General features: G+C 50.4%; 25 protein-coding genes. 14 read left to right on the top strand and 11 right to left on the bottom strand.

From position 1 onward, the window contains the following. Positions 1 to 56 precede the first annotated feature (56 nt). Both znuB and znuC read right to left on the bottom strand, forming a co-directional pair. The gene (gene znuB / locus FTE26_RS11355; RefSeq protein WP_000571465.1) at positions 57 to 842 is read right to left on the bottom strand and encodes a zinc ABC transporter permease subunit ZnuB; all 786 of its coding nucleotides are present in this window, start codon (positions 840 to 842) and stop codon (positions 57 to 59) included. Further along, positions 839 to 1594, bottom strand: a complete 756-nt coding sequence (znuC, locus tag FTE26_RS11350) for a zinc ABC transporter ATP-binding protein ZnuC (protein WP_000202996.1) — start codon at positions 1592 to 1594, stop codon at positions 839 to 841. The genes znuB and znuC overlap by 4 nt, the downstream gene beginning before the upstream one ends. A 78-nt stretch (positions 1595 to 1672) precedes the next feature. Here znuC and znuA point away from each other — a divergent pair, with 78 nt between their 5' ends. From znuA to lpxM, 3 genes are all read left to right on the top strand, one after another. After that, entirely contained in the window at positions 1673 to 2605 is a 933-nt protein-coding gene (gene znuA / locus FTE26_RS11345) for a zinc ABC transporter substrate-binding protein ZnuA (protein WP_001300644.1), read from the top strand. 15 nt (positions 2606 to 2620) lie between these two features. After that, positions 2621 to 3943 carry a murein DD-endopeptidase MepM gene (gene mepM / locus FTE26_RS11340; RefSeq protein ID WP_001184045.1) on the top strand — a complete coding sequence of 441 codons (1323 nt, stop codon included), beginning with the start codon at positions 2621 to 2623 and terminating at the stop codon, positions 3941 to 3943. Positions 3944 to 4062: 119 nt separating this feature from the next. Next, positions 4063 to 5034, top strand: coding sequence for a lauroyl-Kdo(2)-lipid IV(A) myristoyltransferase (gene lpxM, locus FTE26_RS11335; RefSeq protein WP_000448381.1), 972 nt, complete (start codon positions 4063 to 4065; stop codon positions 5032 to 5034). 130 nt (positions 5035 to 5164) lie between these two features. Here lpxM and pyk read toward each other — a convergent pair whose 3' ends face one another. Both pyk and hexR read right to left on the bottom strand, forming a co-directional pair. Then, complete coding sequence (gene pyk / locus FTE26_RS11330) at positions 5165 to 6607, bottom strand: pyruvate kinase (protein WP_000091176.1); 1443 nt, start codon at positions 6605 to 6607, stop codon at positions 5165 to 5167. Between the two features lie 127 nt (positions 6608 to 6734). Next, a complete protein-coding gene (hexR, locus tag FTE26_RS11325; RefSeq protein WP_001056694.1) occupies positions 6735 to 7604 on the bottom strand; it encodes a DNA-binding transcriptional regulator HexR in 870 nt (289 codons plus the stop codon). Between the two features lie 337 nt (positions 7605 to 7941). Between hexR and zwf the strand changes: the two genes are divergently transcribed. The 3 genes from zwf (at position 7942) to kdgA (ending at position 12141) form a co-directional block, all read left to right on the top strand. Continuing rightward, positions 7942 to 9417 (top strand): glucose-6-phosphate dehydrogenase, encoded by a 1476-nt coding sequence (gene zwf / locus FTE26_RS11320; RefSeq protein WP_000301727.1) that lies wholly within the window; start codon positions 7942 to 7944, stop codon positions 9415 to 9417. A gap of 234 nt (positions 9418 to 9651) precedes the next feature. Beyond that, complete coding sequence (gene edd, locus FTE26_RS11315) at positions 9652 to 11463, top strand: phosphogluconate dehydratase (protein ID WP_001069467.1); 1812 nt, start codon at positions 9652 to 9654, stop codon at positions 11461 to 11463. Between the two features lie 36 nt (positions 11464 to 11499). Next, positions 11500 to 12141, top strand: coding sequence for a bifunctional 4-hydroxy-2-oxoglutarate aldolase/2-dehydro-3-deoxy-phosphogluconate aldolase (gene kdgA, locus FTE26_RS11310; RefSeq protein WP_000800512.1), 642 nt, complete (start codon positions 11500 to 11502; stop codon positions 12139 to 12141). Positions 12142 to 12196: 55 nt separating this feature from the next. On the opposite strand, the gene purT is transcribed toward kdgA, so the two are convergent. After that, positions 12197 to 13375 (bottom strand): formate-dependent phosphoribosylglycinamide formyltransferase, encoded by a 1179-nt coding sequence (gene purT / locus FTE26_RS11305; protein WP_000173474.1) that lies wholly within the window; start codon positions 13373 to 13375, stop codon positions 12197 to 12199. 133 nt (positions 13376 to 13508) lie between these two features. Here purT and yebG point away from each other — a divergent pair, with 133 nt between their 5' ends. The 4 genes from yebG to ptrB all read left to right on the top strand — a co-directional run bounded on the left by yebG (position 13509) and on the right by ptrB (position 17477). Continuing rightward, positions 13509 to 13799 (top strand): DNA damage-inducible protein YebG, encoded by a 291-nt coding sequence (gene yebG / locus FTE26_RS11300; protein ID WP_000257738.1) that lies wholly within the window; start codon positions 13509 to 13511, stop codon positions 13797 to 13799. A gap of 66 nt (positions 13800 to 13865) precedes the next feature. Next, on the top strand, positions 13866 to 14222 hold the full coding sequence (gene yebF, locus FTE26_RS11295; RefSeq protein ID WP_001295500.1) for a protein YebF: 357 nt from the start codon (positions 13866 to 13868) through the stop codon (positions 14220 to 14222). Between the two features lie 326 nt (positions 14223 to 14548). Continuing rightward, positions 14549 to 15208, top strand: a complete 660-nt coding sequence (locus FTE26_RS11290; RefSeq protein ID WP_000024745.1) for a tellurite resistance TerB family protein — start codon at positions 14549 to 14551, stop codon at positions 15206 to 15208. A gap of 208 nt (positions 15209 to 15416) precedes the next feature. After that, complete coding sequence (gene ptrB, locus FTE26_RS11285; RefSeq protein WP_000936951.1) at positions 15417 to 17477, top strand: oligopeptidase B; 2061 nt, start codon at positions 15417 to 15419, stop codon at positions 17475 to 17477. Here the strand turns inward: ptrB and exoX are convergent. The 3 genes from exoX to holE all read right to left on the bottom strand — a co-directional run bounded on the left by exoX (position 17474) and on the right by holE (position 19148). After that, positions 17474 to 18136, bottom strand: coding sequence for an exodeoxyribonuclease X (gene exoX, locus FTE26_RS11280; protein ID WP_000944256.1), 663 nt, complete (start codon positions 18134 to 18136; stop codon positions 17474 to 17476). The two genes, ptrB and exoX, sit on opposite strands and share 4 nt — an antisense overlap. 23 nt (positions 18137 to 18159) lie before the next feature. Next, complete coding sequence (gene yobB, locus FTE26_RS11275) at positions 18160 to 18816, bottom strand: carbon-nitrogen hydrolase family protein YobB (RefSeq protein WP_000011658.1); 657 nt, start codon at positions 18814 to 18816, stop codon at positions 18160 to 18162. A gap of 101 nt (positions 18817 to 18917) precedes the next feature. After that, the gene (gene holE / locus FTE26_RS11270; RefSeq protein WP_000916763.1) at positions 18918 to 19148 is read right to left on the bottom strand and encodes a DNA polymerase III subunit theta; all 231 of its coding nucleotides are present in this window, start codon (positions 19146 to 19148) and stop codon (positions 18918 to 18920) included. A 138-nt stretch (positions 19149 to 19286) separates the two neighbouring features. Between holE and yobA the strand changes: the two genes are divergently transcribed. From yobA to pphA, 4 genes are all read left to right on the top strand, one after another. Beyond that, positions 19287 to 19661: a CopC domain-containing protein YobA gene (yobA, locus tag FTE26_RS11265; protein WP_000204699.1), complete on the top strand. Its 375-nt coding sequence runs from the start codon at positions 19287 to 19289 to the stop codon at positions 19659 to 19661. A gap of 3 nt (positions 19662 to 19664) precedes the next feature. Further along, entirely contained in the window at positions 19665 to 20537 is an 873-nt protein-coding gene (gene copD, locus FTE26_RS11260) for a copper homeostasis membrane protein CopD (protein ID WP_000879280.1), read from the top strand. 12 nt (positions 20538 to 20549) lie between these two features. Next, positions 20550 to 20891 (top strand): YebY family protein, encoded by a 342-nt coding sequence (locus FTE26_RS11255; protein WP_000976492.1) that lies wholly within the window; start codon positions 20550 to 20552, stop codon positions 20889 to 20891. A 395-nt stretch (positions 20892 to 21286) separates the two neighbouring features. Next, positions 21287 to 21943, top strand: a complete 657-nt coding sequence (gene pphA / locus FTE26_RS11250; protein ID WP_000812724.1) for a protein-serine/threonine phosphatase — start codon at positions 21287 to 21289, stop codon at positions 21941 to 21943. Here the strand turns inward: pphA and FTE26_RS11245 are convergent, their stop codons facing one another. The 3 genes from FTE26_RS11245 to rsmF all read right to left on the bottom strand — a co-directional run bounded on the left by FTE26_RS11245 (position 21944) and on the right by rsmF (position 24033). Beyond that, positions 21944 to 22135, bottom strand: coding sequence for a YebW family protein (locus FTE26_RS11245; RefSeq protein ID WP_000457842.1), 192 nt, complete (start codon positions 22133 to 22135; stop codon positions 21944 to 21946). A 104-nt stretch (positions 22136 to 22239) separates the two neighbouring features. After that, positions 22240 to 22476 carry a YebV family protein gene (locus FTE26_RS11240; protein WP_001295499.1) on the bottom strand — a complete coding sequence of 79 codons (237 nt, stop codon included), beginning with the start codon at positions 22474 to 22476 and terminating at the stop codon, positions 22240 to 22242. Between the two features lie 117 nt (positions 22477 to 22593). After that, positions 22594 to 24033, bottom strand: a complete 1440-nt coding sequence (gene rsmF / locus FTE26_RS11235; RefSeq protein WP_024198516.1) for a 16S rRNA (cytosine(1407)-C(5))-methyltransferase RsmF — start codon at positions 24031 to 24033, stop codon at positions 22594 to 22596. Positions 24034 to 24037: the final 4 nt, after the last annotated feature.

Raw genomic sequence — 24037 nt, 5'->3', positions numbered from 1 at the left:
ACCGTAGGTCGGATAAGGCGCTCGCGCCGCATCCGACAAATGTGTTCAGCGATAGATTAGCTGGCCTGCTTTTTCATCATACTGAGAATAAATAACAGTGCCGCACATAGCACCACCGACGGACCCGCCGGCGTATCGTAAAACGCGGAAAAGGTTAAACCGCCAGTTACTGCCACCATCCCCACCAAAACAGCGACACCAGCCATCTGTTCCGGCGTACGGGCAAAGCGACGCGCAGTAGCTGCAGGAATAATCAGCAGTGAAGTAATAATCAACGCGCCAACAAATTTCATCGCTACACCAATCGTCAATGCCGTCACCAGCATCAACAACAATTTCACGCGCTGTAATTTCACACCATCAACAAACGCCAGATCCGGGCTAATCGTCATCGACAGCAAATTGCGCCATTGCCAGAACAAAATAGCCACCACGATGACCACGCCAATCGCAATAGCGATGAGATCTTCTGGCGTCACTGCCAGCAAATCACCGAACAGGTAAGCCATCAAATCAACACGAATGTTAGACATCAGACTAACGACCACCAGGCCCAGCGACAGGGCACTGTGCGCCATAATCCCTAATAACGTGTCAATCGCCAGCTGTGGACGCTTCTCCAGCCATACCAGACCGCCCGCCAGCAGCAGCGTAACGGCAATTACCGCATAGAATGGATTCACGTCCAGCAACAAACCAAACGCGACGCCAAGTAATGAGGCATGAGCCAGCGTATCACCGAAATAAGACATACGACGCCAGACTACAAACGAACCCAGCGGACCCGCGGCACAGGCGAGCATGATCCCGGCTAACCAACCGGGAAATAATAATTCAATCATGAGCGATCATTTCCCCGACGCAAAACAATTCGTCCCTGTAAATCGTGACGATGATTATGATGATGGCGATAGATACCCAGTTGTTCAGCACCACGAGGACCAAACATAGAAATAAACTCCGGATGTAGGGAAACAACTTCCGGTGTGCCGGAACAACAAATGTGGTGATTCAGACACAGCACTTCATCGGTTTTTGCCATTACCAGATGCAGATCGTGAGAGACCATTAAAACGCCACAATCCAGTTCGCGACGCAACTGGTCAATAAGGTCATATAACGCCACCTGGCCATTTACATCCACGCCTTGAGTGGGTTCATCCAGCACTAATAATTGCGGTCGATTTAACAATGCTCGCGCTAACAGTACACGCTGTGTTTCGCCACCAGAGAGCTTTTGCATCGGTGCGTTAATCAGATGCCCGGCCTGGACACGTTTCAGTGCAGGCAAAATATCTTCTTTATGTGTGCCAGGGCGTAAGCGTAAAAAACGGTTTACGGTCAGTGGCAACGTGGTGTCGAGATACAGCTTCTGCGGTACATAGCCGATGCGTAGTTTTCCGTTGCGCTTGATAACCCCTTCATCGGGTGTTACCAGCCCGAGCACTACCCGTACCAGTGTCGACTTACCTGCGCCATTTGGCCCAAGTAAAGTCAAAATTTTTCCAGGTTTAAGTTCCAGCGACACATCAGAGAGGACGCGGCGTTGGCCAAAAGAAACCGAGACATTTTCCAGGGAAACCAGACTTGTCATGTTAATTTTAGTCTTGCAGTAGTCATGAAATGTTATAATATCACACTTCTCATATTCATTACGATGATTGGTCGCATTATGTTACATAAAAAAACGCTTCTTTTCGCAGCATTATCCGCCGCTCTCTGGGGAGGTGCAACACAGGCCGCAGATGCCGCCGTTGTCGCTTCGCTTAAACCCGTTGGGTTCATCGCTTCTGCCATTGCTGATGGTGTAACAGAAACGGAGGTTTTACTGCCTGACGGCGCTTCAGAACATGATTATTCACTGCGTCCATCTGATGTAAAACGCTTACAGAACGCGGACTTAGTCGTTTGGGTTGGCCCGGAGATGGAAGCGTTTATGCAAAAACCGGTAAGCAAATTACCAGGAGCGAAGCAGGTAACGATTGCGCAGCTTGAAGATGTGAAACCGCTACTGATGAAAAGTATTCACGGCGATGATGATGATCACGACCACGCGGAAAAAAGTGACGAAGATCACCATCACGGCGATTTCAACATGCATCTTTGGCTTTCCCCAGAGATAGCGCGGGCTACAGCGGTTGCAATCCATGGAAAATTAGTGGAACTTATGCCGCAAAGTCGAGCCAAACTTGACGCCAACCTGAAGGATTTTGAGGCACAATTAGCCTCAACCGAAACGCAGGTTGGTAACGAGCTCGCGCCGCTCAAGGGGAAAGGTTATTTCGTTTTTCACGATGCTTACGGCTATTTCGAAAAACAGTTTGGACTGACACCGCTTGGTCATTTTACCGTTAACCCTGAGATTCAACCTGGCGCGCAGCGTTTACATGAAATAAGAACACAGTTGGTTGAGCAAAAAGCAACCTGCGTTTTTGCTGAGCCACAGTTCAGGCCAGCGGTCGTTGAGAGCGTCGCACGAGGGACATCCGTTCGTATGGGAACGTTGGATCCCCTGGGGACGAATATCAAACTGGGTAAAACAAGCTATTCAGAATTCCTGAGTCAATTAGCCAACCAGTATGCGAGCTGCCTGAAAGGAGATTAATGAGGAAGTGATTACGTGCAACAGATAGCCCGCTCTGTCGCCCTGGCGTTTAATAATTTACCGCGACCACACCGCGTTATGTTGGGGTCGCTCACCGTTCTTACTCTGGCCGTCGCTGTCTGGCGGCCTTATGTTTATCACCGTGATGCCACGCCAATTGTCAAAACCATTGAGCTGGAACAGAACGAAATTCGTTCGCTCTTACCTGAAGCCAGTGAGCCGATTGATCAAGCTGCACAAGAAGATGAAGCCATTCCCCAGGACGAACTGGATGACAAAATCGCCGGTGAAGCGGGCGTGCATGAATATGTTGTTTCCACTGGCGATACGCTAAGCAGCATTCTCAATCAGTATGGTATTGATATGGGTGATATCACCCAACTGGCTGCGGCCGACAAAGAATTGCGTAACCTGAAAATCGGTCAACAACTCTCCTGGACATTAACCGCGGACGGCGAACTGCAGCGCCTCACCTGGGAAGTGTCTCGTCGTGAAACCCGAACCTATGACCGTACTGCCGCTAACGGTTTTAAAATGACCAGCGAAATGCAGCAAGGAGAGTGGGTTAACAATCTGCTGAAAGGTACCGTCGGGGGGAGCTTTGTTGCCAGCGCCAGAAACGCCGGTTTAACCAGCGCCGAAGTGAGCGCAGTGATTAAAGCCATGCAGTGGCAAATGGATTTCCGCAAACTGAAAAAAGGCGATGAATTTGCGGTATTAATGTCTCGAGAAATGCTTGATGGTAAACGTGAGCAAAGCCAGCTGCTGGGCGTACGTTTGCGTTCAGAAGGTAAAGATTATTACGCTATCCGCGCTGAAGATGGCAAATTCTACGATCGTAACGGTACTGGTCTGGCGAAAGGATTCTTGCGATTCCCGACGGCGAAACAGTTCCGTATCTCGTCTAACTTTAACCCGCGTCGTACTAATCCGGTGACCGGTCGCGTTGCACCACACAGAGGTGTTGATTTCGCCATGCCACAAGGTACGCCAGTGCTTTCAGTGGGTGACGGTGAAGTGGTGGTTGCCAAACGCAGTGGTGCAGCAGGTTATTATGTGGCTATTCGTCATGGTCGCAGCTACACCACGCGTTATATGCACTTGCGCAAGATTCTGGTGAAACCGGGACAGAAGGTGAAACGTGGCGACCGTATCGCGCTTTCCGGTAATACCGGACGTTCAACTGGGCCGCATCTGCACTATGAAGTATGGATAAACCAGCAGGCCGTAAACCCGCTGACGGCAAAACTGCCGCGTACTGAAGGGCTGACCGGCTCCGATCGTCGCGAATTCCTGGCGCAGGCCAAAGAGATTGTGCCGCAGCTACGGTTTGATTAATTAACATCCATTCGCAGCCGGTACGCAGTCAGTACCGGCTTTTTTTATTTGGTGCGGGGCAAGTTGCGCCGCTACACTATCACCAGATTGATTTTTGCCTTATCCGAAACTGGAAAAGCATGGAAACGAAAAAAAATAATAGCGAATACATTCCTGAGTTTGATAAATCCTTTCGCCACCCGCGCTACTGGGGAGCATGGCTGGGCGTAGCAGCGATGGCGGGTATCGCTTTAACGCCGCCAAAGTTCCGTGATCCCATTCTGGCACGGCTGGGACGTTTTGCCGGACGACTGGGAAAAAGCTCACGCCGTCGTGCGTTAATCAATCTGTCGCTCTGCTTTCCAGAACGTAGTGAAGCTGAACGCGAAGCGATTGTTGATGAGATGTTTGCCACCGCGCCGCAAGCGATGGCAATGATGGCTGAGTTGGCAATACGCGGGCCGGAGAAAATTCAGCCGCGCGTTGACTGGCAAGGGCTGGAGATCATCGAAGAGATGCGGCGTAATAACGAGAAAGTTATCTTTCTGGTGCCGCACGGTTGGGCCGTCGATATTCCTGCCATGCTGATGGCCTCGCAAGGGCAGAAAATGGCAGCGATGTTCCATAATCAGGGCAACCCGGTTTTTGATTATGTCTGGAACACGGTGCGTCGTCGTTTTGGCGGTCGTCTGCATGCGAGAAATGATGGTATTAAACCATTCATCCAGTCGGTACGTCAGGGCTACTGGGGATATTATTTACCCGATCAGGATCATGGCCCTGAGCACAGCGAATTTGTTGATTTCTTTGCCACCTATAAAGCGACGTTGCCCGCGATTGGTCGTTTGATGAAAGTGTGCCGTGCGCGCGTTGTTCCGCTGTTTCCGATTTATGATGGCAAGACGCACCGTCTGACGATTCAGGTGCGCCCACCGATGGATGATCTGTTAGAGGCGGATGATCATACGATTGCGCGGCGGATGAATGAAGAAGTCGAGATTTTTGTTGGTCCGCGACCAGAACAATACACCTGGATACTAAAATTGCTGAAAACTCGCAAACCGGGCGAAATCCAGCCGTATAAGCGCAAAGATCTTTATCCCATCAAATAAAAAAGCCTCTCGCGAGGAGAGGCCTTCGCCTGATGATAAGTTCAAGTTTGCTTCAGAATATTCGAAATCTGTTGAACTATCATTGAACTGTAGGCCGGATGTGGCGTTTTCGCCGCATCCGGCAACGTACTTACTCTACCGTTAAAATACGCGTGGTATTAGTAGAACCCACGGTACTCATCACGTCGCCCTGGGTGACAATCACCAGGTCACCAGACATCAAGTAACCTTTATCGCGCAGCAGATTAACCGCTTCGCTGGCAGCTGCTACGCCGTCATTAGCGCTATCAAAGTGCACCGGCGTAACGCCACGATAGAGAGCAGTCAGGTTCAGCGTACGTTCATGGCGCGACATGGCGAAAATTGGTAGACCAGAGCTGATACGGGAGGTCATCAGCGCGGTACGACCCGATTCGGTCATGGTAATGATCGCCGTAACGCCTTTCAGGTGGTTAGCTGCGTACATTGCTGACATGGCAATAGCTTCTTCCACATTGTCGAACTGAACGTCCAGACGGTGTTTAGAAACGTTGATGCTCGGGATTTTTTCCGCACCCAGGCAAACGCGCGCCATGGCTGCAACAGTTTCTGACGGATACTGCCCTGCGGCAGTTTCTGCAGACAGCATCACAGCGTCAGTACCATCCAGAACGGCGTTTGCTACGTCCATGACTTCTGCACGCGTCGGCATCGGGTTAGTAATCATTGACTCCATCATCTGGGTCGCCGTGATTACCGCTCGGTTTAGCTGACGCGCACGACGGATCAACGCTTTCTGAATGCCGACCAGTTCCGGGTCGCCAATTTCCACACCGAGGTCGCCACGTGCAACCATTACCACGTCAGAGGCGAGGATGATGTCATCCATTGCATCTTGGCTGCAAACGGCTTCCGCACGTTCAACCTTGGCAACAATTTTCGCATCACATCCTGCATCGCGTGCCAGGCGACGGGCATAGTTCAGATCTTCGCCACAGCGTGGGAAGGAGACAGCCAGGTAATCTACGCCAATCAACGCCGCAGTCTTAATGTCTGCTTTGTCTTTTTCGGTCAGCGCTTCAGCCGACAAACCGCCGCCAAGTTTGTTGATACCTTTATTGTTGGAGAGGGGACCACCGACGGTGACTTCGGTGAACACTTTCATGCCCTGAACTTCCAGTACTTTTAACTGAACGCGACCATCGTCCAGCAGCAGGATGTCGCCAGGCACAACGTCAGCAGGCAGGCCTTTGTAGTCGATACCGACTTTTTCTTTGTCGCCTTCACCTTTACCCAGGTTGGCGTCGAGCAGGAATTTATCCCCAATATTGAGGAAAACTTTGCCTTCTTTAAAGGTGGATACACGGATTTTGGGCCCCTGGAGGTCACCCAGAATAGCCACATGACGCCCCAGTCTTGCGGCAATCTCACGAACTTTATCCGCGCGCATTTTGTGATCTTCAGGCGAGCCGTGAGAAAAGTTCATACGTACAACGTTGGCACCCGCCGCGATAACTTTTTCAAGATTATTATCGCGATCTGTTGCTGGGCCTAACGTGGTAACGATTTTTGTTCTGCGAAGCCTTCTGGACATGTAATACTCCGTTGACTGAAACAACCAGGTGTTGCTTGAACATGAAATCCGAATGAAATAACGCCGCGATGGCGATAAATTAATCTCATTCGGATGTCGTATAAGATTAGGACAGTGACAGTCGTTTTTAGCGATCGTCACTTAAATTAAGTAACTGCTTATCAAAACGCGATTCCTTCAGCGCTTCCTTGACCCGCTTCAAGTTATCTCTGAATTTTGCACCGCGTCGCAAAGTAAATCCTGTCGCCAGCACATCTATCACGGTCAGCTGTGCAAGTCGAGAAACCATGGGCATATAAATGTCAGTATCTTCCGGTACGTCGAGGGTAATTGCCAGCGTTGCTTCCCGGGCGAGCGGGGTACCCGCAGAGGTGAGGGCAATCACCATTGCGTCGTTTTCGCGAGCCAGCTGCGCCAGCTCGACCAGATTTTTTGTTCTTCCAGTGTGAGAAATCAGCACCACCACGTCTCCGTCGCTACAATTCATACAACTCATGCGTTGCAGCACGATATCATCGGAGTACACCACCGGAACATTAAAACGAAAGAACTTATTCATCGCATCGTGGGCAACGGCGGCTGAAGAGCCTAATCCGAAAAAGGCGATTTTTTTTGCCTGAGTGAGCAAGTCGACGGCGCGGTTGATGGCAGATTTATCCAGTGAATGACGGACATGATCAAGCGTTGCCATTGCGGACTCAAATATTTTCCCTGTGTATGATTCAACGCTGTCATCTTCATTGACATTGCGATTAACATAGGGAGTGCCATTCGCCAGACTTTGTGCCAGATGAAGTTTAAAATCAGGAAAACCGCGCGTGTCCATGCTGCGACAGAAACGATTCACCGTCGGTTCGCTAACATTGGCTTCCAGCGCCAGAGCAGCAATACTCGAATGGATCGCGTTATCGGGCGAAGCCAGAATGACCTCGGCAACTTTGCGCTCTGATTTGCTCAAATGTTCCAGCTGAGACTGGATTTTTTCCAGCATATTCATGATGTAAAGAGACTCACGGGTAATGACGATTTCCGCACTGAAAGAAATCGAAATGCAGTTTTGTCAGATATTACGCCTGTGTGCCGTGTTAATGACAAAAGCAGATAAAAAAGTTGTTATTTTTTTTCATAACATGATCAGTGTCAGATTTTTACCCAATGGAAAACGATGATTTTTTTATCAGTTTTGCCGCACTTTGCGCGCTTTTACCGTAATCGCACGGGTGGATAAGCGTTTACAGTTTTCGCAAGCTCGTAAAAGCAGTACAGTGCACCGTAAGAAAATTACAAGTATACCCTGGCTTAAGTACCGGGTTAGTTAACTTAAGGAGAATGACATGGCGGTAACGCAAACAGCCCAGGCCTGTGACCTGGTCATTTTCGGCGCGAAAGGCGACCTTGCGCGTCGTAAATTGCTGCCTTCCCTGTATCAACTGGAAAAAGCCGGTCAGCTCAACCCGGACACCCGGATTATCGGCGTAGGGCGTGCTGACTGGGATAAAGCGGCATATACCAAAGTTGTCCGCGAGGCGCTCGAAACTTTCATGAAAGAAACCATTGATGAAGGTTTATGGGACACCCTGAGTGCACGTCTGGATTTTTGTAATCTCGATGTCAATGACACTGCTGCATTCAGCCGTCTCGGCGCGATGCTGGATCAAAAAAATCGTATCACCATTAACTACTTTGCCATGCCGCCCAGCACTTTTGGCGCAATTTGCAAAGGGCTTGGCGAGGCTAAACTGAATGCTAAACCGGCACGCGTAGTCATGGAGAAACCGCTGGGGACGTCGCTGGCGACCTCGCAGGAAATCAATGATCAGGTTGGCGAATACTTCGAGGAGTGCCAGGTTTACCGTATCGACCACTATCTTGGTAAAGAAACGGTGCTGAACCTGTTGGCGCTGCGTTTTGCTAACTCCCTGTTTGTGAATAACTGGGACAATCGCACCATTGATCATGTTGAGATTACCGTGGCAGAAGAAGTGGGGATCGAAGGGCGCTGGGGCTATTTTGATAAAGCCGGTCAGATGCGCGATATGATCCAAAACCACCTGCTGCAAATTCTCTGCATGATTGCGATGTCTCCGCCGTCTGACCTGAGCGCAGACAGCATCCGCGATGAAAAAGTGAAAGTACTGAAGTCTCTGCGCCGCATCGACCGCTCCAACGTACGCGAAAAAACCGTACGCGGGCAATATACTGCGGGCTTCGCCCAGGGCAAAAAAGTGCCGGGATATCTGGAAGAAGAGGGCGCGAACAAGAGCAGCAATACAGAAACCTTCGTAGCGATCCGCGTCGACATTGATAACTGGCGCTGGGCCGGTGTGCCATTCTACCTGCGTACTGGTAAACGTCTGCCGACCAAATGTTCTGAAGTCGTGGTCTATTTCAAAACACCTGAACTGAATCTGTTTAAAGAATCGTGGCAGGATCTGCCGCAGAATAAACTGACTATCCGTCTGCAACCTGATGAAGGCGTGGATATCCAGGTACTGAATAAAGTTCCTGGCCTTGACCACAAACATAACCTGCAAATCACCAAGCTGGATCTGAGCTATTCAGAAACCTTTAATCAGACGCATCTGGCGGATGCCTATGAACGTCTGCTGCTGGAAACCATGCGTGGTATTCAGGCACTGTTTGTACGTCGTGATGAAGTGGAAGAAGCCTGGAAATGGGTAGACTCCATTACTGAGGCGTGGGCGATGGACAATGATGCGCCGAAACCGTATCAGGCCGGAACCTGGGGACCCGTTGCCTCGGTGGCGATGATTACCCGTGATGGTCGTTCCTGGAATGAGTTTGAGTAATATCTGCGCTTATCCTTTATGGTTATTTTACCGGTAACATGATCTTGCACAGATTGTAGAACAATTTTTACACTTTCAGGCCTCGTGCGGATTCACCCACGAGGCTTTTTTTATTACACTGACTGAAACGTTTTTGCCCTATGAGCTCCGGTTACAGGCGTTTCAGTCATAAATCCTCTGAATGAAACGCGTTGTGAATCATCCTGCTCTGACAACTCAATTTCAGGAGCCTTTATGAATCCACAATTGTTACGCGTAACAAATCGAATCATTGAACGTTCGCGCGAGACTCGCTCTGCTTATCTCGCCCGGATAGAACAAGCGAAAACTTCGACCGTTCATCGTTCGCAGTTGGCATGCGGTAACCTGGCACACGGTTTCGCTGCCTGCCAGCCAGAAGACAAAGCCTCTTTGAAAAGCATGTTGCGTAACAATATCGCCATCATCACCTCCTATAACGACATGCTCTCCGCGCACCAGCCTTATGAACACTATCCAGAAATCATTCGTAAAGCCCTGCATGAAGCGAATGCGGTTGGTCAGGTTGCGGGCGGTGTTCCGGCGATGTGTGATGGTGTCACCCAGGGGCAGGATGGAATGGAATTGTCGCTGCTAAGCCGCGAAGTGATAGCGATGTCTGCGGCGGTCGGGCTGTCCCATAACATGTTTGATGGTGCTCTGTTCCTCGGTGTGTGCGACAAGATTGTCCCGGGTCTGACGATGGCAGCCCTGTCGTTTGGTCATTTGCCTGCGGTGTTTGTGCCGTCTGGACCGATGGCAAGCGGTTTGCCAAATAAAGAAAAAGTGCGTATTCGCCAGCTTTATGCCGAAGGTAAAGTGGACCGCATGGCACTACTGGAGTCAGAAGCCGCGTCTTATCACGCGCCGGGAACATGTACTTTCTACGGTACTGCCAACACCAACCAGATGGTGGTGGAGTTTATGGGGATGCAGTTGCCAGGCTCTTCTTTTGTTCATCCGGATTCTCCGCTGCGCGATGCTTTGACCGCTGCCGCTGCGCGTCAGGTTACACGCATGACCGGTAATGGCAATGAATGGATGCCGATCGGTAAGATGATCGATGAGAAAGTGGTGGTGAACGGTATTGTTGCTCTGCTGGCGACCGGTGGTTCCACTAACCACACCATGCACCTGGTGGCGATGGCGCGCGCGGCCGGTATTCAGATTAACTGGGATGACTTCTCTGACCTTTCTGATGTTGTACCGCTGATGGCACGTCTCTACCCGAACGGTCCGGCCGATATTAACCACTTCCAGGCGGCAGGTGGCGTACCGGTTCTGGTGCGTGAACTGCTCAAAGCAGGCCTGCTGCATGAAGATGTCAATACGGTGGCAGGCTTTGGTCTGTCTCGTTATACCCTTGAACCATGGCTGAATAATGGTGAACTGGACTGGCGGGAAGGGGCGGAAAAATCACTCGACAGCAATGTGATCGCTTCCTTCGAACAACCTTTCTCTCATCATGGTGGGACAAAAGTGTTAAGCGGTAACCTGGGCCGTGCGGTTATGAAAACCTCTGCCGTGCCGGTTGAGAACCAGGTGATTGAAGCGCCAGCGGTTGTTTTTGAAAGCCAGCATGACGTTATGCCGGCCTTTGAAGCGGGTTTGCTGGACCGCGATTGTGTCGTTGTTGTCCGTCATCAGGGGCCAAAAGCGAACGGAATGCCAGAATTACATAAACTCATGCCGCCACTTGGTGTATTATTGGACCGGTGTTTCAAAATTGCGTTAGTTACCGATGGACGACTCTCCGGCGCTTCAGGTAAAGTGCCGTCAGCTATCCACGTAACACCAGAAGCCTACGATGGCGGGCTGCTGGCAAAAGTGCGCGACGGGGACATCATTCGTGTGAATGGACAGACAGGCGAACTGACGCTGCTGGTAGACGAAGCGGAACTGGCTGCTCGCGAACCGCACATTCCTGACCTGAGCGCGTCACGCGTGGGGACAGGACGTGAATTATTCAGCGCCTTGCGTGAAAAACTGTCCGGTGCCGAACAGGGCGCAACCTGTATCACTTTTTAAGACGACAAATTTGTAATCAGGCGAGAGAAAACTCTGATGAAAAACTGGAAAACAAGTGCAGAATCAATCCTGACCACCGGCCCGGTTGTACCGGTTATCGTGGTAAAAAAACTGGAACACGCAGTGCCGATGGCAAAAGCGTTGGTTGCTGGTGGGGTGCGCGTTCTGGAAGTGACTCTGCGTACCGAGTGTGCAGTTGACGCTATCCGTGCTATCGCCAAAGAAGTGCCTGAAGCGATTGTGGGTGCCGGTACGGTGCTGAATCCACAGCAGCTGGCAGAAGTCACTGAAGCGGGTGCACAGTTCGCAATTAGCCCGGGTCTGACCGAGCCGCTGCTGAAAGCTGCTACCGAAGGGACTATTCCTCTAATTCCGGGGATCAGCACTGTTTCCGAACTGATGCTGGGTATGGACTACGGTTTGAAAGAGTTCAAATTCTTCCCGGCTGAAGCTAACGGCGGCGTGAAAGCCCTGCAGGCGATCGCGGGTCCGTTCTCCCAGGTCCGTTTCTGCCCGACGGGTGGTATTTCTCCGGCTAACTACCGTGACTACCTGGCGCTGAAAAGCGTGCTGTGCATCGGTGGTTCCTGGCTGGTTCCGGCAGATGCGCTGGAAGCGGGCGATTACGACCGCATTACTAAGCTGGCGCGTGAAGCTGTAGAAGGCGCTAAGCTGTAAAAGTCAAAACGCCCGATCTACGATCGGGCATTTTTGTAGCGTTTTTTTGCCGGGTTTAACCCTGTACTTTTACCTGTCCGGCGGCGTGCTTCGCGCGTTCAATGGCGTCAACAACACTCTCAGCGGTCGCCAGCGCAACACCCAGACGACGGCTGCCATCAATTTCCGGCTTACCAAATAAACGAATCTGCAAATCTGCGCCTACGGCATTCTGCACATTATCAAACGTGACATTCTGACTGGTCAGTTGTGGCAGAATAACGGCAGAAGCTGCAGGACCATACTGACGGATCCCGCCAACAGGAAGTCCGAGGAAGGCACGTACATGCAGGGCAAACTCTGAGAGATCTTGAGAAATTAACGTCACCATCCCGGTATCATGTGGACGAGGGGAGACCTCACTGAAAATCACCTCATCACCACAGACAAACAGCTCGACACCAAACAGACCATAACCGCCCAGTGCCAGCACCACTTTACGGGCAATCTCCTGCGCACGTTCAAGGGCAAGCGGGCTCATTTGCTGTGGTTGCCAGGATTCACGGTAGTCGCCATCTTCCTGGCGATGACCTACTGGTGCACAGAAATGGACGCCATCCACCGCGCTGACGGTTAGCAGGGTAATTTCGAAGTCAAACTTAACGACGCCTTCAACAATTACGCGGCCCGCTCCGGCGCGACCGCCTTGCTGAGCGTATTCCCATGCCTGAGCAAGTTGCTCTGCAGAACGAATAAACGTCTGCCCCTTGCCGGAAGAGCTCATCACCGGTTTTACAATGCAGGGATAGCCAATGGCGGCAACCGCCTCGCGGAAAAGGCTTTCGCTATCGGCAAAACGATAAGTGGAAGTGGGCAGCTGCAGCTCTTCTGCCGCCAGGCGACGGATACCCTCGCGATTCATCGTTAATTTCGTTGCGCGAGCGCAGGGGACAACATTCAGTCCTTCCTCTTCAAGTTGGATCAGCATATCGGTGGCAATAGCTTCGATCTCCGGCACGATATAATGTGGTTTTTCCAGTTCAACCACACGGCGTAATGCATCACCATCAAGCATATTAATGACATGGGAGCGATGCGCGACATGCATGGCTGGTGCGTCGGCATAGCGATCGACGGCAATCACCTCTACGCCGAGACGCTGACACTCGATTGCCACTTCTTTACCCAGTTCACCGGAGCCTAATAACATCACGCGAGTTGCTGCCGGACGCAGCGCAGTGCCTAATAACGTCATAACGAATATCCCCTGATTAATTCCGCGCGCAGTATAAACGAAAACGTTTGCGTGTGTCTTTATTGCTGATGTTGATTTCTCAACCGAAAAGAAATATACTGTATAAAATCACAGTTATTATGAGAGGCTGCAAATGGCGGTTGAAGTTAAATACGTAGTCATTCGTGAGGGCGAAGAGAAAATGTCGTTTACCAGCAAAAAGGAAGCCGATGCTTATGATAAAATGCTTGATACGGCGGATCTGCTTGACACCTGGCTGACAAATTCTCCAGTGCAAATGGAAGACGAGCAACGTGAAGCCCTTTCGCTATGGCTGGCAGAACAAAAAGATGTGCTGAGCACCATTCTGAAAACCGGCAAATTACCGTCCCCACAGGTCGTCGGTGCTGAATCCGAAGAGGAAGATGCCTCACACGCGGCCTGAAGCAACTTGCGCTCCTGACAATTTGTACCATGCTTTCTCCTGAATCATTGTGCTATGGAGAAAAACATGAAAAAAAGAGGGGCGTTTTTAGGGCTGTTGTTGGTTTCTGCCTGCGCATCAGTTTTCGCTGCCAATAATGAAACCAGCAAGTCGGTCACTTTCCCAAAGTGTGAAGGTCTGGATGCTGCCGGAATTGCCGCGAGCGTAAAACGTGATTATCAACAAAATCGCGTGGCGCGCTGGGCAGATGATCAAAAAATTGTCGGTCAGGCCGATCCCGTGGCTTGGGTCAGTTTGCAGGACATTCAGGGTAAAGATGATAAATGGTCAGTACCGCTAACCGTGCGTGGTAAAAGTGCCGATATTCATTACCAGGTCAGCGTGGACTGCAAAGCGGGAATGGCGGAATATCAGCGGCGTTAATGGCTTCTGATAATTCGATTGACCGTTGGCGGATGCGGCGCGAGTGCCTTGTCCGCCCCAGAACGCACCACAATCGTAGGCCTGAGAAGACGCAACAGCGTCGCATCGGGCAATCAGCATCAAACAATGCCACTCAAAACGACAAACTACTTTCACCTAAAATACCCTTATCACCTGATATACAGTAAATACCTTACCTGGCGCGAATTTCTTTGAATAACGGCCTACCGCCCCGCTTATTTGCGCATCTTTTGTCTCGATATACATTTTCTGACATCCTCATCCGCTATGCTACAGGCACTAAAAATGGTTATTGAGGAGCAAATATGGCTAACTGGTTAAATCAACTGCAATCCCTGCTTGGGCAAAGCAGTTCTTCTACCTCCTCGTCTGCGGATCAGGGATTGGGCAAACTGTTAGTGCCAGGCGCATTAGGCGGACTGGCTGGGCTGCTGGTCGCAAATAAATCAGCACGTAAACTTCTTACGAAATATGGCACCAACGCGTTACTGGTTGGCGGCGGAGCGGTAGCGGGTACGGTGCTGTGGAATAAATACAAAGATAAAATTCGCGCGGCGCATCAGGACGAACCGCAGTTTGGCGCGCAAAGTACGCCGCTGGATGAGCGTACAGAACGTTTGATCCTTGCGCTGGTCTTTGCCGCTAAAAGTGATGGTCATATTGATGCCAAAGAACGTGCGGCAATCGACCAGCAATTGCGTGAAGCCGGCGTGGAAGAGCAGGGGCGTGTACTCATTGAGCAGGCAATCGAACAACCGCTGGATCCACAACGCCTGGCTACCGGGGTCCGCAATGAAGAAGAGGCGCTGGAAATCTATTTCCTGAGTTGCGCGGCTATTGATATTGACCATTTTATGGAACGCAGTTACCTGAATGCACTGGGTGACGCGCTGAAAATCCCCCAGGATGTTCGTGACGGCATTGAACGCGATCTCGAACAGCAAAAACGCACTTTGGCGGAATAATTCCGCTCTCTGGATAGCCTGAAGTTGACTATTTCGGGCTATCCAGAATCGCACAGCCATTTGAACAGGCTGATTTTCTCTGTCTGCATAACATTCGATATCCGCGCCATTACCTGTCATCATCTAAGCAATGACTCCCCTGTTTCGCTTGCATCCCCGGTGAGTTTTGCCACCCTTATAAGATGTTTCAACCAGAAAGAACAATAACATGCTACCAAAAGCCGCCCGCATTCCCCACGCCATGACGCTTCATGGCGATACGCGCATCGATAATTACTACTGGCTGCGGGACGATACGCGTTCTCAGCCAGAAGTCCTGGACTACCTGCAACAAGAAAATAGTTACGGTCATCGGGTGATGGCCTCACAACAAGCCTTGCAGGATCGCATCTTAAAGGAAATCATCGACCGCATTCCGCAACGAGAAGTTTCTGCGCCCTACATCAAAAATGGCTACCGCTATCGGCATATTTATGAACCAGGCTGTGAATATGCTATCTACCAGCGTCAATCGGCATTCAGTGAAGAGTGGGATGAGTGGGAAACATTGCTCGATGCCAATAAGCGCGCAGCTCATAGTGAGTTTTATTCGATGGGCGGAATGGCGATTACGCCCGATAACACCATTATGGCGCTGGCAGAAGATTTTCTTTCCCGACGCCAGTACGGCATTCGTTTTCGTAATCTGGAAACTGGTAACTGGTACCCGGAACTGCTGGATAACGTTGAACCCAGCTTTGTCTGGGCAAATGACTCCTGGACTTTCTACTATGTTCGCAAGCATCCGGTGACGCTGCTGCCTTATCAGGTCTGGCGTCACGCCATCGGTACGCCAGCATCGCAAGATAAACTGATCTACGAAGAAAAAGACGATACCTATTACGTCAGCCTGCATAAAACGACCTCGAAGCACTATGTAGTCATTCATTTGGCCAGCGCCACCACCAGTGAAGTTCGCCTGCTGGACGCGGAAATGGCCGATGCCGAGCCGTTTGTTTTTCTGCCGCGCCGCAAAGATCACGAATACAGCCTTGATCACTACCAGCATCGTTTTTATCTGCGTTCCAACCGCCACGGCAAAAACTTTGGCTTATACCGTACCCGTATGCGTGATGAGCAACAGTGGGAAGAGTTAATTCCGCCACGCGAAAACATCATGCTGGAAGGGTTTACGCTGTTTACCGACTGGCTGGTGGTTGAAGAGCGTCAGCGCGGGTTAACCAGTTTGCGCCAAATTAACCGCAAGACCCGGGAAGTCATTGGTATTGCCTTTGATGATCCAGCCTATGTGACCTGGATTGCCTACAATCCAGAACCTGAAACCGCGCGATTGCGTTATGGTTATTCTTCCATGACCACACCAGACACTTTGTTTGAACTGGATATGGATACCGGTGAGCGTCGTGTATTAAAACAAACAGAAGTGCCCGGTTTTGATGCGGCGAATTACCGCAGTGAACACCTGTGGATAGTCGCCCGTGATGGCGTCGAAGTTCCGGTTTCGTTGGTCTACCATCGCAAACATTTTCGCAAAGGACACAACCCGTTGCTGGTGTATGGCTATGGTTCTTACGGCGCAAGTATTGATGCCGATTTCAGTTTTAGCCGCTTGAGTTTGTTAGATCGTGGCTTTGTCTACGCCATTGTCCATGTTCGCGGCGGTGGTGAGCTGGGGCAACAATGGTACGAAGACGGAAAATTTCTGAAGAAGAAAAATACGTTTAATGATTATCTTGATGCCTGCGATGCATTGTTAAAACTGGGCTATGGCTCTCCTTCGCTTTGTTATGCGATGGGCGGGAGTGCGGGGGGCATGTTGATGGGCGTTGCAATTAATCAACGCCCGGAATTATTCCACGGCGTTATCGCCCAGGTACCGTTTGTTGATGTTGTAACAACGATGCTTGATGAATCAATTCCTCTTACCACTGGTGAGTTTGAAGAGTGGGGTAACCCGCAGGATCCGCAATATTACGAGTACATGAAAAGCTACAGCCCGTATGACAACGTCACCGCACAGGCTTATCCGCATTTACTGGTAACGACCGGTTTGCACGATTCTCAGGTGCAATATTGGGAACCGGCAAAATGGGTCGCTAAATTGCGCGAGCTGAAAACCGATGACCATCTTTTATTGCTCTGTACCGACATGGACTCAGGCCATGGCGGTAAATCTGGTCGCTTTAAATCGTACGAAGGCGTAGCGATGGAATATGCTTTTCTGGTCGCGCTGGCGCAGGGAACATTACCCGCTACGCCTGCGGACTAAGTATTTTCCAGATAATGTTTCAGTGTTAAACGCAGCTCCGGGCTCATGCTGTCCAGGTTATTAAATAACCAGCGCAGATAGCCCGGATCGCGTTCGGCAACGTCGGAAACCGCTTTGCCACGGTATTTGCCAAAGGTGAAGGTCGTCATCAACGACGGACGTCCGGTGATATCGGCCATCTGTTCTGCCGTCCAGCCGGAGGTGTTCATAATATCGATAAGCAACGCGGCGGTGATATAACAGTCATACAACGCGCGGTGATGATGCAGGCCCGGCGGCGTCTGTACATTGAGCTTGCGTGTTTTATATAACGCCATATTGCTGTACTTGATCCCAGGCCACAAACGACGGGCCAGTTTCATAGTGCAAATCCACTCACCGGGCATCTCAGGCAGTACGCGGCGGTCAAAGCTGGCGTTATGCGCGACATACCATTCACTACCGTAATAGTGTGGGATCACATCTTCAATCCACGGTTTATCGGCGACCATGGCTTCGGTGATGCGATGAATCGCCATCGCTTGTGGACTAATAGGACGATCGGGGCGCACCAGGTGGCTCATGGGGTTGACGATTTTTCCGTCAATGACATCAACAGAGGCAATCTCAACGATCCCTCCCTGCAAACCGCAGGTTTCTGTATCGATAATGCGCAACATGGCATGCTCCAGGCCGAAAAAGCCTAGCGTAATGGAATGATATCGCCTTGCCAACCCTGTGATGAACGCTGACCGACTAACAATAATGAACCACGATCGGCGCGAACGATGAGACGACCATATTCATCCCATAGTGCACTGTTACCACGGGCATTTGCCATCAGCACGGCAATCGAGTACTGATGTGAAAAAAATTGTAAGCGACGGGCCGACGCCAGCAGGTCGGGTTCTCCCAGACATTGCCCTGTAGTAAACAGTGAACAGGTCGGGTCCATATCCATACCTTGCGGTTGTTCATCGACCACCGTGATGGTTCTGGAACGACGGCCCAGACATGCACCATGACTCTGATGGTAGATCCCAGGCGTTTTTCGCCACGGTGCGAACACCGCAATTCCACGAATAAAGCGATCGTTATATTCAACGGGAAGGCCGGCAATGATGGTCATTCGCCAGGTCGTTGCGGCATAACAAAGCGGGTCTAACAGTGAGAGATCGGGTGGGGCAGGAAGGGCACGTCGCGAATAATCACACCCCAGTAAAGAAAGCGATGGAAAAACTAACAGCTGACATTGTTGCCTGGCGGCGGCCCTCACAAACTCCAGATGATGAGCTACCTGTTCGGTGAGTGAGGTTTTACGAGGCTCATATTGCGCTGCTGCAACTTTCCAGAACGACATAATGACTTCCTTTTCAAAATGACTGCAAATTATGGGTGCGGTTTAGAAAATACTCATAATTTAGCAGGCGTTATGTAAGAAAGTGTAACTCTGTATAAGTTTTATTTAAGTTTGGGCTCGTAAGGTAAACGTGACAGATTGACCGAAGCCAAACGGTGGGCAATAAGCCGCTCGCGAAACCAGCTGCGCAAATGTTCAGGCTGTTCACGTTCAACCGCTTCAGCGATCACCGGCATATTGTAGCGTTCTTTAAATGCCACCCCGGCCGCCGCCAAATCGACATTCACTTTATCCATTTCTGTTTGATCCAGTTTAGCCAGATTCTTCAGCATTCTTAATCTCCTCATCATTCGCGGGCAAAAGTTACTAAGAGTGAGCCAGGATGGCAAGCCGGAATTGATGATCCTCGACTCAGACATTAGACAAGGTTATGCTCTGTAAAAAAGTTATTACAAAAAGGAATAGATAATATGACTTCAACTGCACGCTCCCTTCGCTACGCGCTGGCAATCCTGACCACTTCGTTGGTGACACCTTCCGTCTGGGCACATGCGCATTTAACGCATCAGTATCCTGCGGCAAACGCGCAAGTGACAGCTGCACCGCAGGCAATCACTTTAAACTTCTCGGAAGGTGTTGAAACAGGATTCAGTGGTGCAAAAATCACGGGGCCAAAAAACGAAAATATTAAAACATTACCGGCGAAGCGAAATGAGCAGGACCAAAAGCAACTGATTGTTCCACTGGCCGATTCGCTGAAACCCGGAACCTACATCGTTGACTGGCATGTTGTTTCGGTGGACGGGCATAAAACGAAAGGACACTACACCTTTAGCGTGAAATAAATCATGCTGGCGTTTACCTGGATCGCGCTGCGATTTATCCATTTCACCTCGCTGATGCTGGTCTTTGGCTTCGCAATGTACGGTGCCTGGCTGGCCCCCTTAACGATTCGTCGCTTGCTGGCGAAGCGTTTTCTGCGTTTACAACAGCACGCTGCCGTCTGGAGTTTGATCAGTGCCACTGCAATGCTCGCCGTTCAGGGCGGGTTGATGGGAACGGGATGGGCAGATGTATTTTCGCCAAACATTTGGCAGGCTGTTTTGCAAACGCAGTTTGGTGGCGTCTGGTTATGGCAAATTGTTCTCGCCCTCGTAACGTTGATCGTCGCCCTTATGCAACCGCGGAATATGCCACGTTTGCTGTTTATGCTCACTACCGCGCAATTTATTCTGCTGGCGGGAATCGGGCATGCGACACTGAATGAAGGGGTAACGGCGAAAATCCATCAGACTAATCACGCGATTCACCTGATTTGTGCGGCGGCGTGGTTTGGGGGATTACTGCCGGTGCTCTGGTGTATGCAACTCATCAAAGGCCGTTGGCGACACCAGGCCATTCAGGCGCTGATGCGTTTTTCCTGGTGCGGGCATTTTGCGGTGATCGGCGTACTGGCAAGCGGCGTGCTTAATGCATTGTTGATTACCGGATTTCCCCCCACGCTTACGACTTACTGGGGCCAACTCTTATTGCTCAAAGCCATCCTGGTGATGATTATGGTGGTCATTGCGCTGGCTAATCGTTATGTTCTTGTACCGCGCATGAGGCAAGATGAAGATCGTGCGGCACCCTGGTTTGAGTGGATGACTAAACTCGAATGGGCGATAGGTGCGGTAGTGCTGGTGATCATCAGCCTGCTTGCGACTCTCGAACCTTTTTGATGGATTACGAAAATGATGAAAAAAAGTATTCTGACGTTTCTGTTACTCACCAGTTCTGCAGCGGCGCTGGCTGCACCGCAGGTGATTACCGTCAGTCGTTTTGAAGTGGGTAAAGACAAATGGGCGTTTAATCGCGAAGAGGTGATGCTGACTTGCAGACCGGGTAATGCTTTGTATGTCATTAACCCAAGTACCCTCGTGCAGTATCCTTTAAACGATATCGCACAAAAGGAAGTTGCCAGTGGGAAGACTAAAGCCCAACCCATTTCGGTGATTCAGATTGATGATCCTAACAATCCCGGCGAAAAAATGAGTCTGGCACCGTTTATAGAACGAGCTGAAAAACTCTGTTAATTACCTAAAATAGCCTTTTGATTTCCAATAAAAAAACCGCCTCAGTTCTTTCACCAGAACGGGCGGTTTTTAACATTTCAGCTGATGACCACCACGCTTTTTATTGACCATTTTGCACGCAAACTGGAAAACCTGGCGTCGTCATCTATTCTTAAAGGGCAAGGCAACTAAGCCTGCATTAATGCCAACTTTTAGCGCACGGCTCTCTCCCAAGAGCCATTTCCCTGGACCGAATACAGGAATCGTGTTCGGTCTCTTTTTATCTGTTAAAAGCCAGAAGCATTTCCTTCGCTGACTTTATAGTCAACCATAACACACACTCTACTGTCTGAGTCCAGCGTTTTTTAACATTCTTGTTAAGATTATGTGATCTTTAGCGCGGGAGGAAAATATTGATGAAACAGCCTGCGCCCGTTTATCAGAGAATTGCGGGTCATCAATGGCGACATATCTGGCTTTCTGGCGATATACACGGTTGTCTTGAGCAGTTGCGCCGCAAATTATGGCATTGTCGTTTTGATCCGTGGCGAGATTTACTTATCTCAGTAGGAGACGTTATCGATCGTGGGCCGCAAAGTTTACGTTGTCTGCAGTTACTGGAACAACATTGGGTTTGTGCGGTAAGAGGCAATCATGAACAGATGGCGATGGATGCGCTGGCATCCCAGCAGATGTCTTTGTGGTTGATGAATGGCGGCGACTGGTTTATTGCGCTGGCAGATAATCAACAGAAACAAGCGAAAACGGCGCTGGAAAAATGTCAGCATTTGCCCTTTATTCTTGAAGTACACAGTCGTACCGGCAAACATGTTATTGCTCATGCCGATTATCCAGATGATGTTTATGAATGGCAAAAGGACGTTGATTTGCATCAGGTCTTGTGGAGCCGCTCGCGATTAGGTGAACGCCAAAAAGGGCAGGGAATTACAGGTGCTGATCATTTCTGGTTTGGTCATACACCGTTGCGACATCGCGTGGATATTGGCAACCTGCATTATATTGATACCGGTGCTGTCTTTGGGGGCGAACTGACTCTTGTGCAATTGCAATAATTAAAAATCACCGTACTCCTGTGCAGGTCGCCAGAAACCATCTATAAAATCCTCAATCGGAAAACAACCGCCCTGGCGGATCCGTTGATCGCTCATAGAATAAAGACACTGCTGTTCCGTGTTGTAGACATCCACAACAATATCTTCACAACCGCCATCCAGGTAGCAAACAAAAAGTACCAGCGCGAACATTTCATCCCCGAAGTGTGGTGCCGTACCGTTAAGTTTAGGAGAGATTTTACAACGGGGGAATAACCAGGACAAATAACCCGCCATGCCGACGGGTTCTTTTTGGATCAGGCAAGACGCATAATCCAGGCATCAGATTGTTGATCGTAACGGGTACGGTAAAGGACAGAGTGTTCGCCATTTAGCAGGGCAGGGATACTGGTTTCAGCATCCCAGGCATCCAGTTGCATACATAAATCGGGGTCAGATTTACAAGGAATGGTTAACGTTCGATCACCTGGCGATTCACCGTGTAATTCGCCGTCGTCGATTTCAAAAGCGCCTATGCGCACACTGGTTTTCATCTTCGTGCTCTCCATTTAGCTGCCGGTTGTGGTACGACCAGTCCGAACGCACCATTTTTCAGCCTAGTTGAGGCAGCCGAATGTGCCAGTCAAAAAGTGCGCTTTTTTTGTGCGCTGTCAGGCGTTACCGGTAAAAAGTTTCCCATCGCGCACCAGTTCACGCGGATAGCTGTTTTTCAATCGCGAACCAATCCGTTTGGCTAAACCAATCGGTTGATGCTGGAAAGTAACCAACACGTCATCCGCCACTGGCGCGGCTTGCGGGTAAACATCGCGCCCGCGATACCACTCCTCCGCTTCCTGCGGTGTCAGTTCAAAAGCGTTCACATTGTCGGGGGTGGCAAGGGCAATAACTGCTTCATGCTGCCAGCGATAACCTTTGTTGTGCGTTTCGGCAAGTTTAATCCCCAAGCGAGAAAATCGGACTTTACCGATCAGGGCTTCAATGCCCACCGGGAACAACCACAGTTCTTTGTCGCGTTGCCAGAGGCGCAGGTTTCCATCCCAGTTTAAGCCAACACTTGCAGCCGCCTGACGAATTTGTCCGGCTTCGCGATCTTTCACCGGGCTGAACGGGAAATTGCCCACTTTGTATTTGGGGGCGGGTAAGGCGGGGATCGCCTGAGTTTTACGCAGACGAGCAACGAAGAAGCCTTCGCAGTCGTAAATTTGTGGGAAAACATGCAAAAAGCCTTCTTCGGTCAGCGCTTTGTTTGCACCAGGGAAGAGATCGCCAAGTGGTAAAAACTCTACTGCGACGGGGTAAGTCTCTTTCAGCCACAGGCAAACGGCTTCGTTTTCTTCCTGGTTTAAGGTACAGGTCGAGTAAACCAGCGTACCACCAGGACGTAATGCATGAAAGGCGCTGTCGATAAGCTCCCGTTGTGTAGCTGCGATTTCCTGATTGCTTTCTGGTGACCAGTTTTTTAGCGCATCGGGATCTTTACGCACCACGCCTTCGCCAGAGCAGGGAGCGTCCAGCAAAATGGCATCGAACATTTCTGGCACTGCCGCACCAAACACGCGGCCATCAAAATGTGTGAGCGCAACATTACTGATGCCACAGCGGCTGATATTGGCATGTAACACTTTTACCCGACTGGCGGAAAACTCATTGGCAAGGATTGCCCCTTCGTTATTCATCCGCGCGGCAATTTGCGTCGTTTTGGAGCCTGGCGCAGCTGCGACATCCATCACCCGCTGTGGTGCATTATCGTCAGCAAACAAGGCGGCAACGGGCAACATTGAACTGGCTTCCTGAATATAAAACAGGCCGCTTAAATGCTCGGCGGTACTACCCAATGGCAATGCATCTTCATTGTCGCGTTCAATCCAGAAACCTTCTTCACACCACGGAATTGGCGTAAGCGTCCAGCCATAAGGAGCGGTTAATTGCAGGAAATCAGCAACGGAGATTTTCAGCGTATTAACGCGAATGCTGCGGCGCAACGGGCGCTGACAGGCGGCAAGAAAATCATCAAATGAGAGCGTCGAAGGCATCGCTTCGCGCATTTGTGTCAGAAAGGCGTCCGGGAAATAAACGGTGTGTTGGGCCACGAGC

The sequence above is a fragment of the Escherichia sp. S10b genome, assembly GCF_028421345.1.
Taxonomy (GTDB): domain Bacteria; phylum Pseudomonadota; class Gammaproteobacteria; order Enterobacterales; family Enterobacteriaceae; genus ECMA0423.
Note: the sequence above shows the minus strand (reverse complement) of the source record. Positions and strands in the feature narration are given on the sequence as shown.

Bases quoted from the DNA above. Each gene is read 5' to 3' on its own strand.
- FTE26_RS11245 (WP_000457842.1), bottom strand. From the start codon at position 22,135: ATGTTCGCGCTGGTACTTTTTGTTTGCTACCTGGATGGCGGTTGTGAA.
- znuC (WP_000202996.1), bottom strand. From the start codon at position 1,594: ATGACAAGTCTGGTTTCCCTGGAAAATGTCTCGGTTTCTTTTGGCCAA.
- purT (WP_000173474.1), bottom strand. From the start codon at position 13,375: ATGACGTTATTAGGCACTGCGCTGCGTCCGGCAGCAACTCGCGTGATG.
- pphA (WP_000812724.1), top strand. From the start codon at position 21,287: ATGAAACAGCCTGCGCCCGTTTATCAGAGAATTGCGGGTCATCAATGG.
- yobB (WP_000011658.1), bottom strand. From the start codon at position 18,816: ATGTCGTTCTGGAAAGTTGCAGCAGCGCAATATGAGCCTCGTAAAACC.
- holE (WP_000916763.1), bottom strand. From the start codon at position 19,148: ATGCTGAAGAATCTGGCTAAACTGGATCAAACAGAAATGGATAAAGTG.
- copD (WP_000879280.1), top strand. From the start codon at position 19,665: ATGCTGGCGTTTACCTGGATCGCGCTGCGATTTATCCATTTCACCTCG.
- FTE26_RS11290 (WP_000024745.1), top strand. From the start codon at position 14,549: ATGGCTAACTGGTTAAATCAACTGCAATCCCTGCTTGGGCAAAGCAGT.
- pyk (WP_000091176.1), bottom strand. From the start codon at position 6,607: ATGTCCAGAAGGCTTCGCAGAACAAAAATCGTTACCACGTTAGGCCCA.
- znuB (WP_000571465.1), bottom strand. From the start codon at position 842: ATGATTGAATTATTATTTCCCGGTTGGTTAGCCGGGATCATGCTCGCC.
- FTE26_RS11255 (WP_000976492.1), top strand. From the start codon at position 20,550: ATGATGAAAAAAAGTATTCTGACGTTTCTGTTACTCACCAGTTCTGCA.
- FTE26_RS11240 (WP_001295499.1), bottom strand. From the start codon at position 22,476: ATGAAAACCAGTGTGCGCATAGGCGCTTTTGAAATCGACGACGGCGAA.
- yobA (WP_000204699.1), top strand. From the start codon at position 19,287: ATGACTTCAACTGCACGCTCCCTTCGCTACGCGCTGGCAATCCTGACC.
- hexR (WP_001056694.1), bottom strand. From the start codon at position 7,604: ATGAATATGCTGGAAAAAATCCAGTCTCAGCTGGAACATTTGAGCAAA.
- exoX (WP_000944256.1), bottom strand. From the start codon at position 18,136: ATGTTGCGCATTATCGATACAGAAACCTGCGGTTTGCAGGGAGGGATC.
- yebG (WP_000257738.1), top strand. From the start codon at position 13,509: ATGGCGGTTGAAGTTAAATACGTAGTCATTCGTGAGGGCGAAGAGAAA.
- edd (WP_001069467.1), top strand. From the start codon at position 9,652: ATGAATCCACAATTGTTACGCGTAACAAATCGAATCATTGAACGTTCG.
- lpxM (WP_000448381.1), top strand. From the start codon at position 4,063: ATGGAAACGAAAAAAAATAATAGCGAATACATTCCTGAGTTTGATAAA.
- kdgA (WP_000800512.1), top strand. From the start codon at position 11,500: ATGAAAAACTGGAAAACAAGTGCAGAATCAATCCTGACCACCGGCCCG.
- ptrB (WP_000936951.1), top strand. From the start codon at position 15,417: ATGCTACCAAAAGCCGCCCGCATTCCCCACGCCATGACGCTTCATGGC.
- znuA (WP_001300644.1), top strand. From the start codon at position 1,673: ATGTTACATAAAAAAACGCTTCTTTTCGCAGCATTATCCGCCGCTCTC.
- zwf (WP_000301727.1), top strand. From the start codon at position 7,942: ATGGCGGTAACGCAAACAGCCCAGGCCTGTGACCTGGTCATTTTCGGC.
- yebF (WP_001295500.1), top strand. From the start codon at position 13,866: ATGAAAAAAAGAGGGGCGTTTTTAGGGCTGTTGTTGGTTTCTGCCTGC.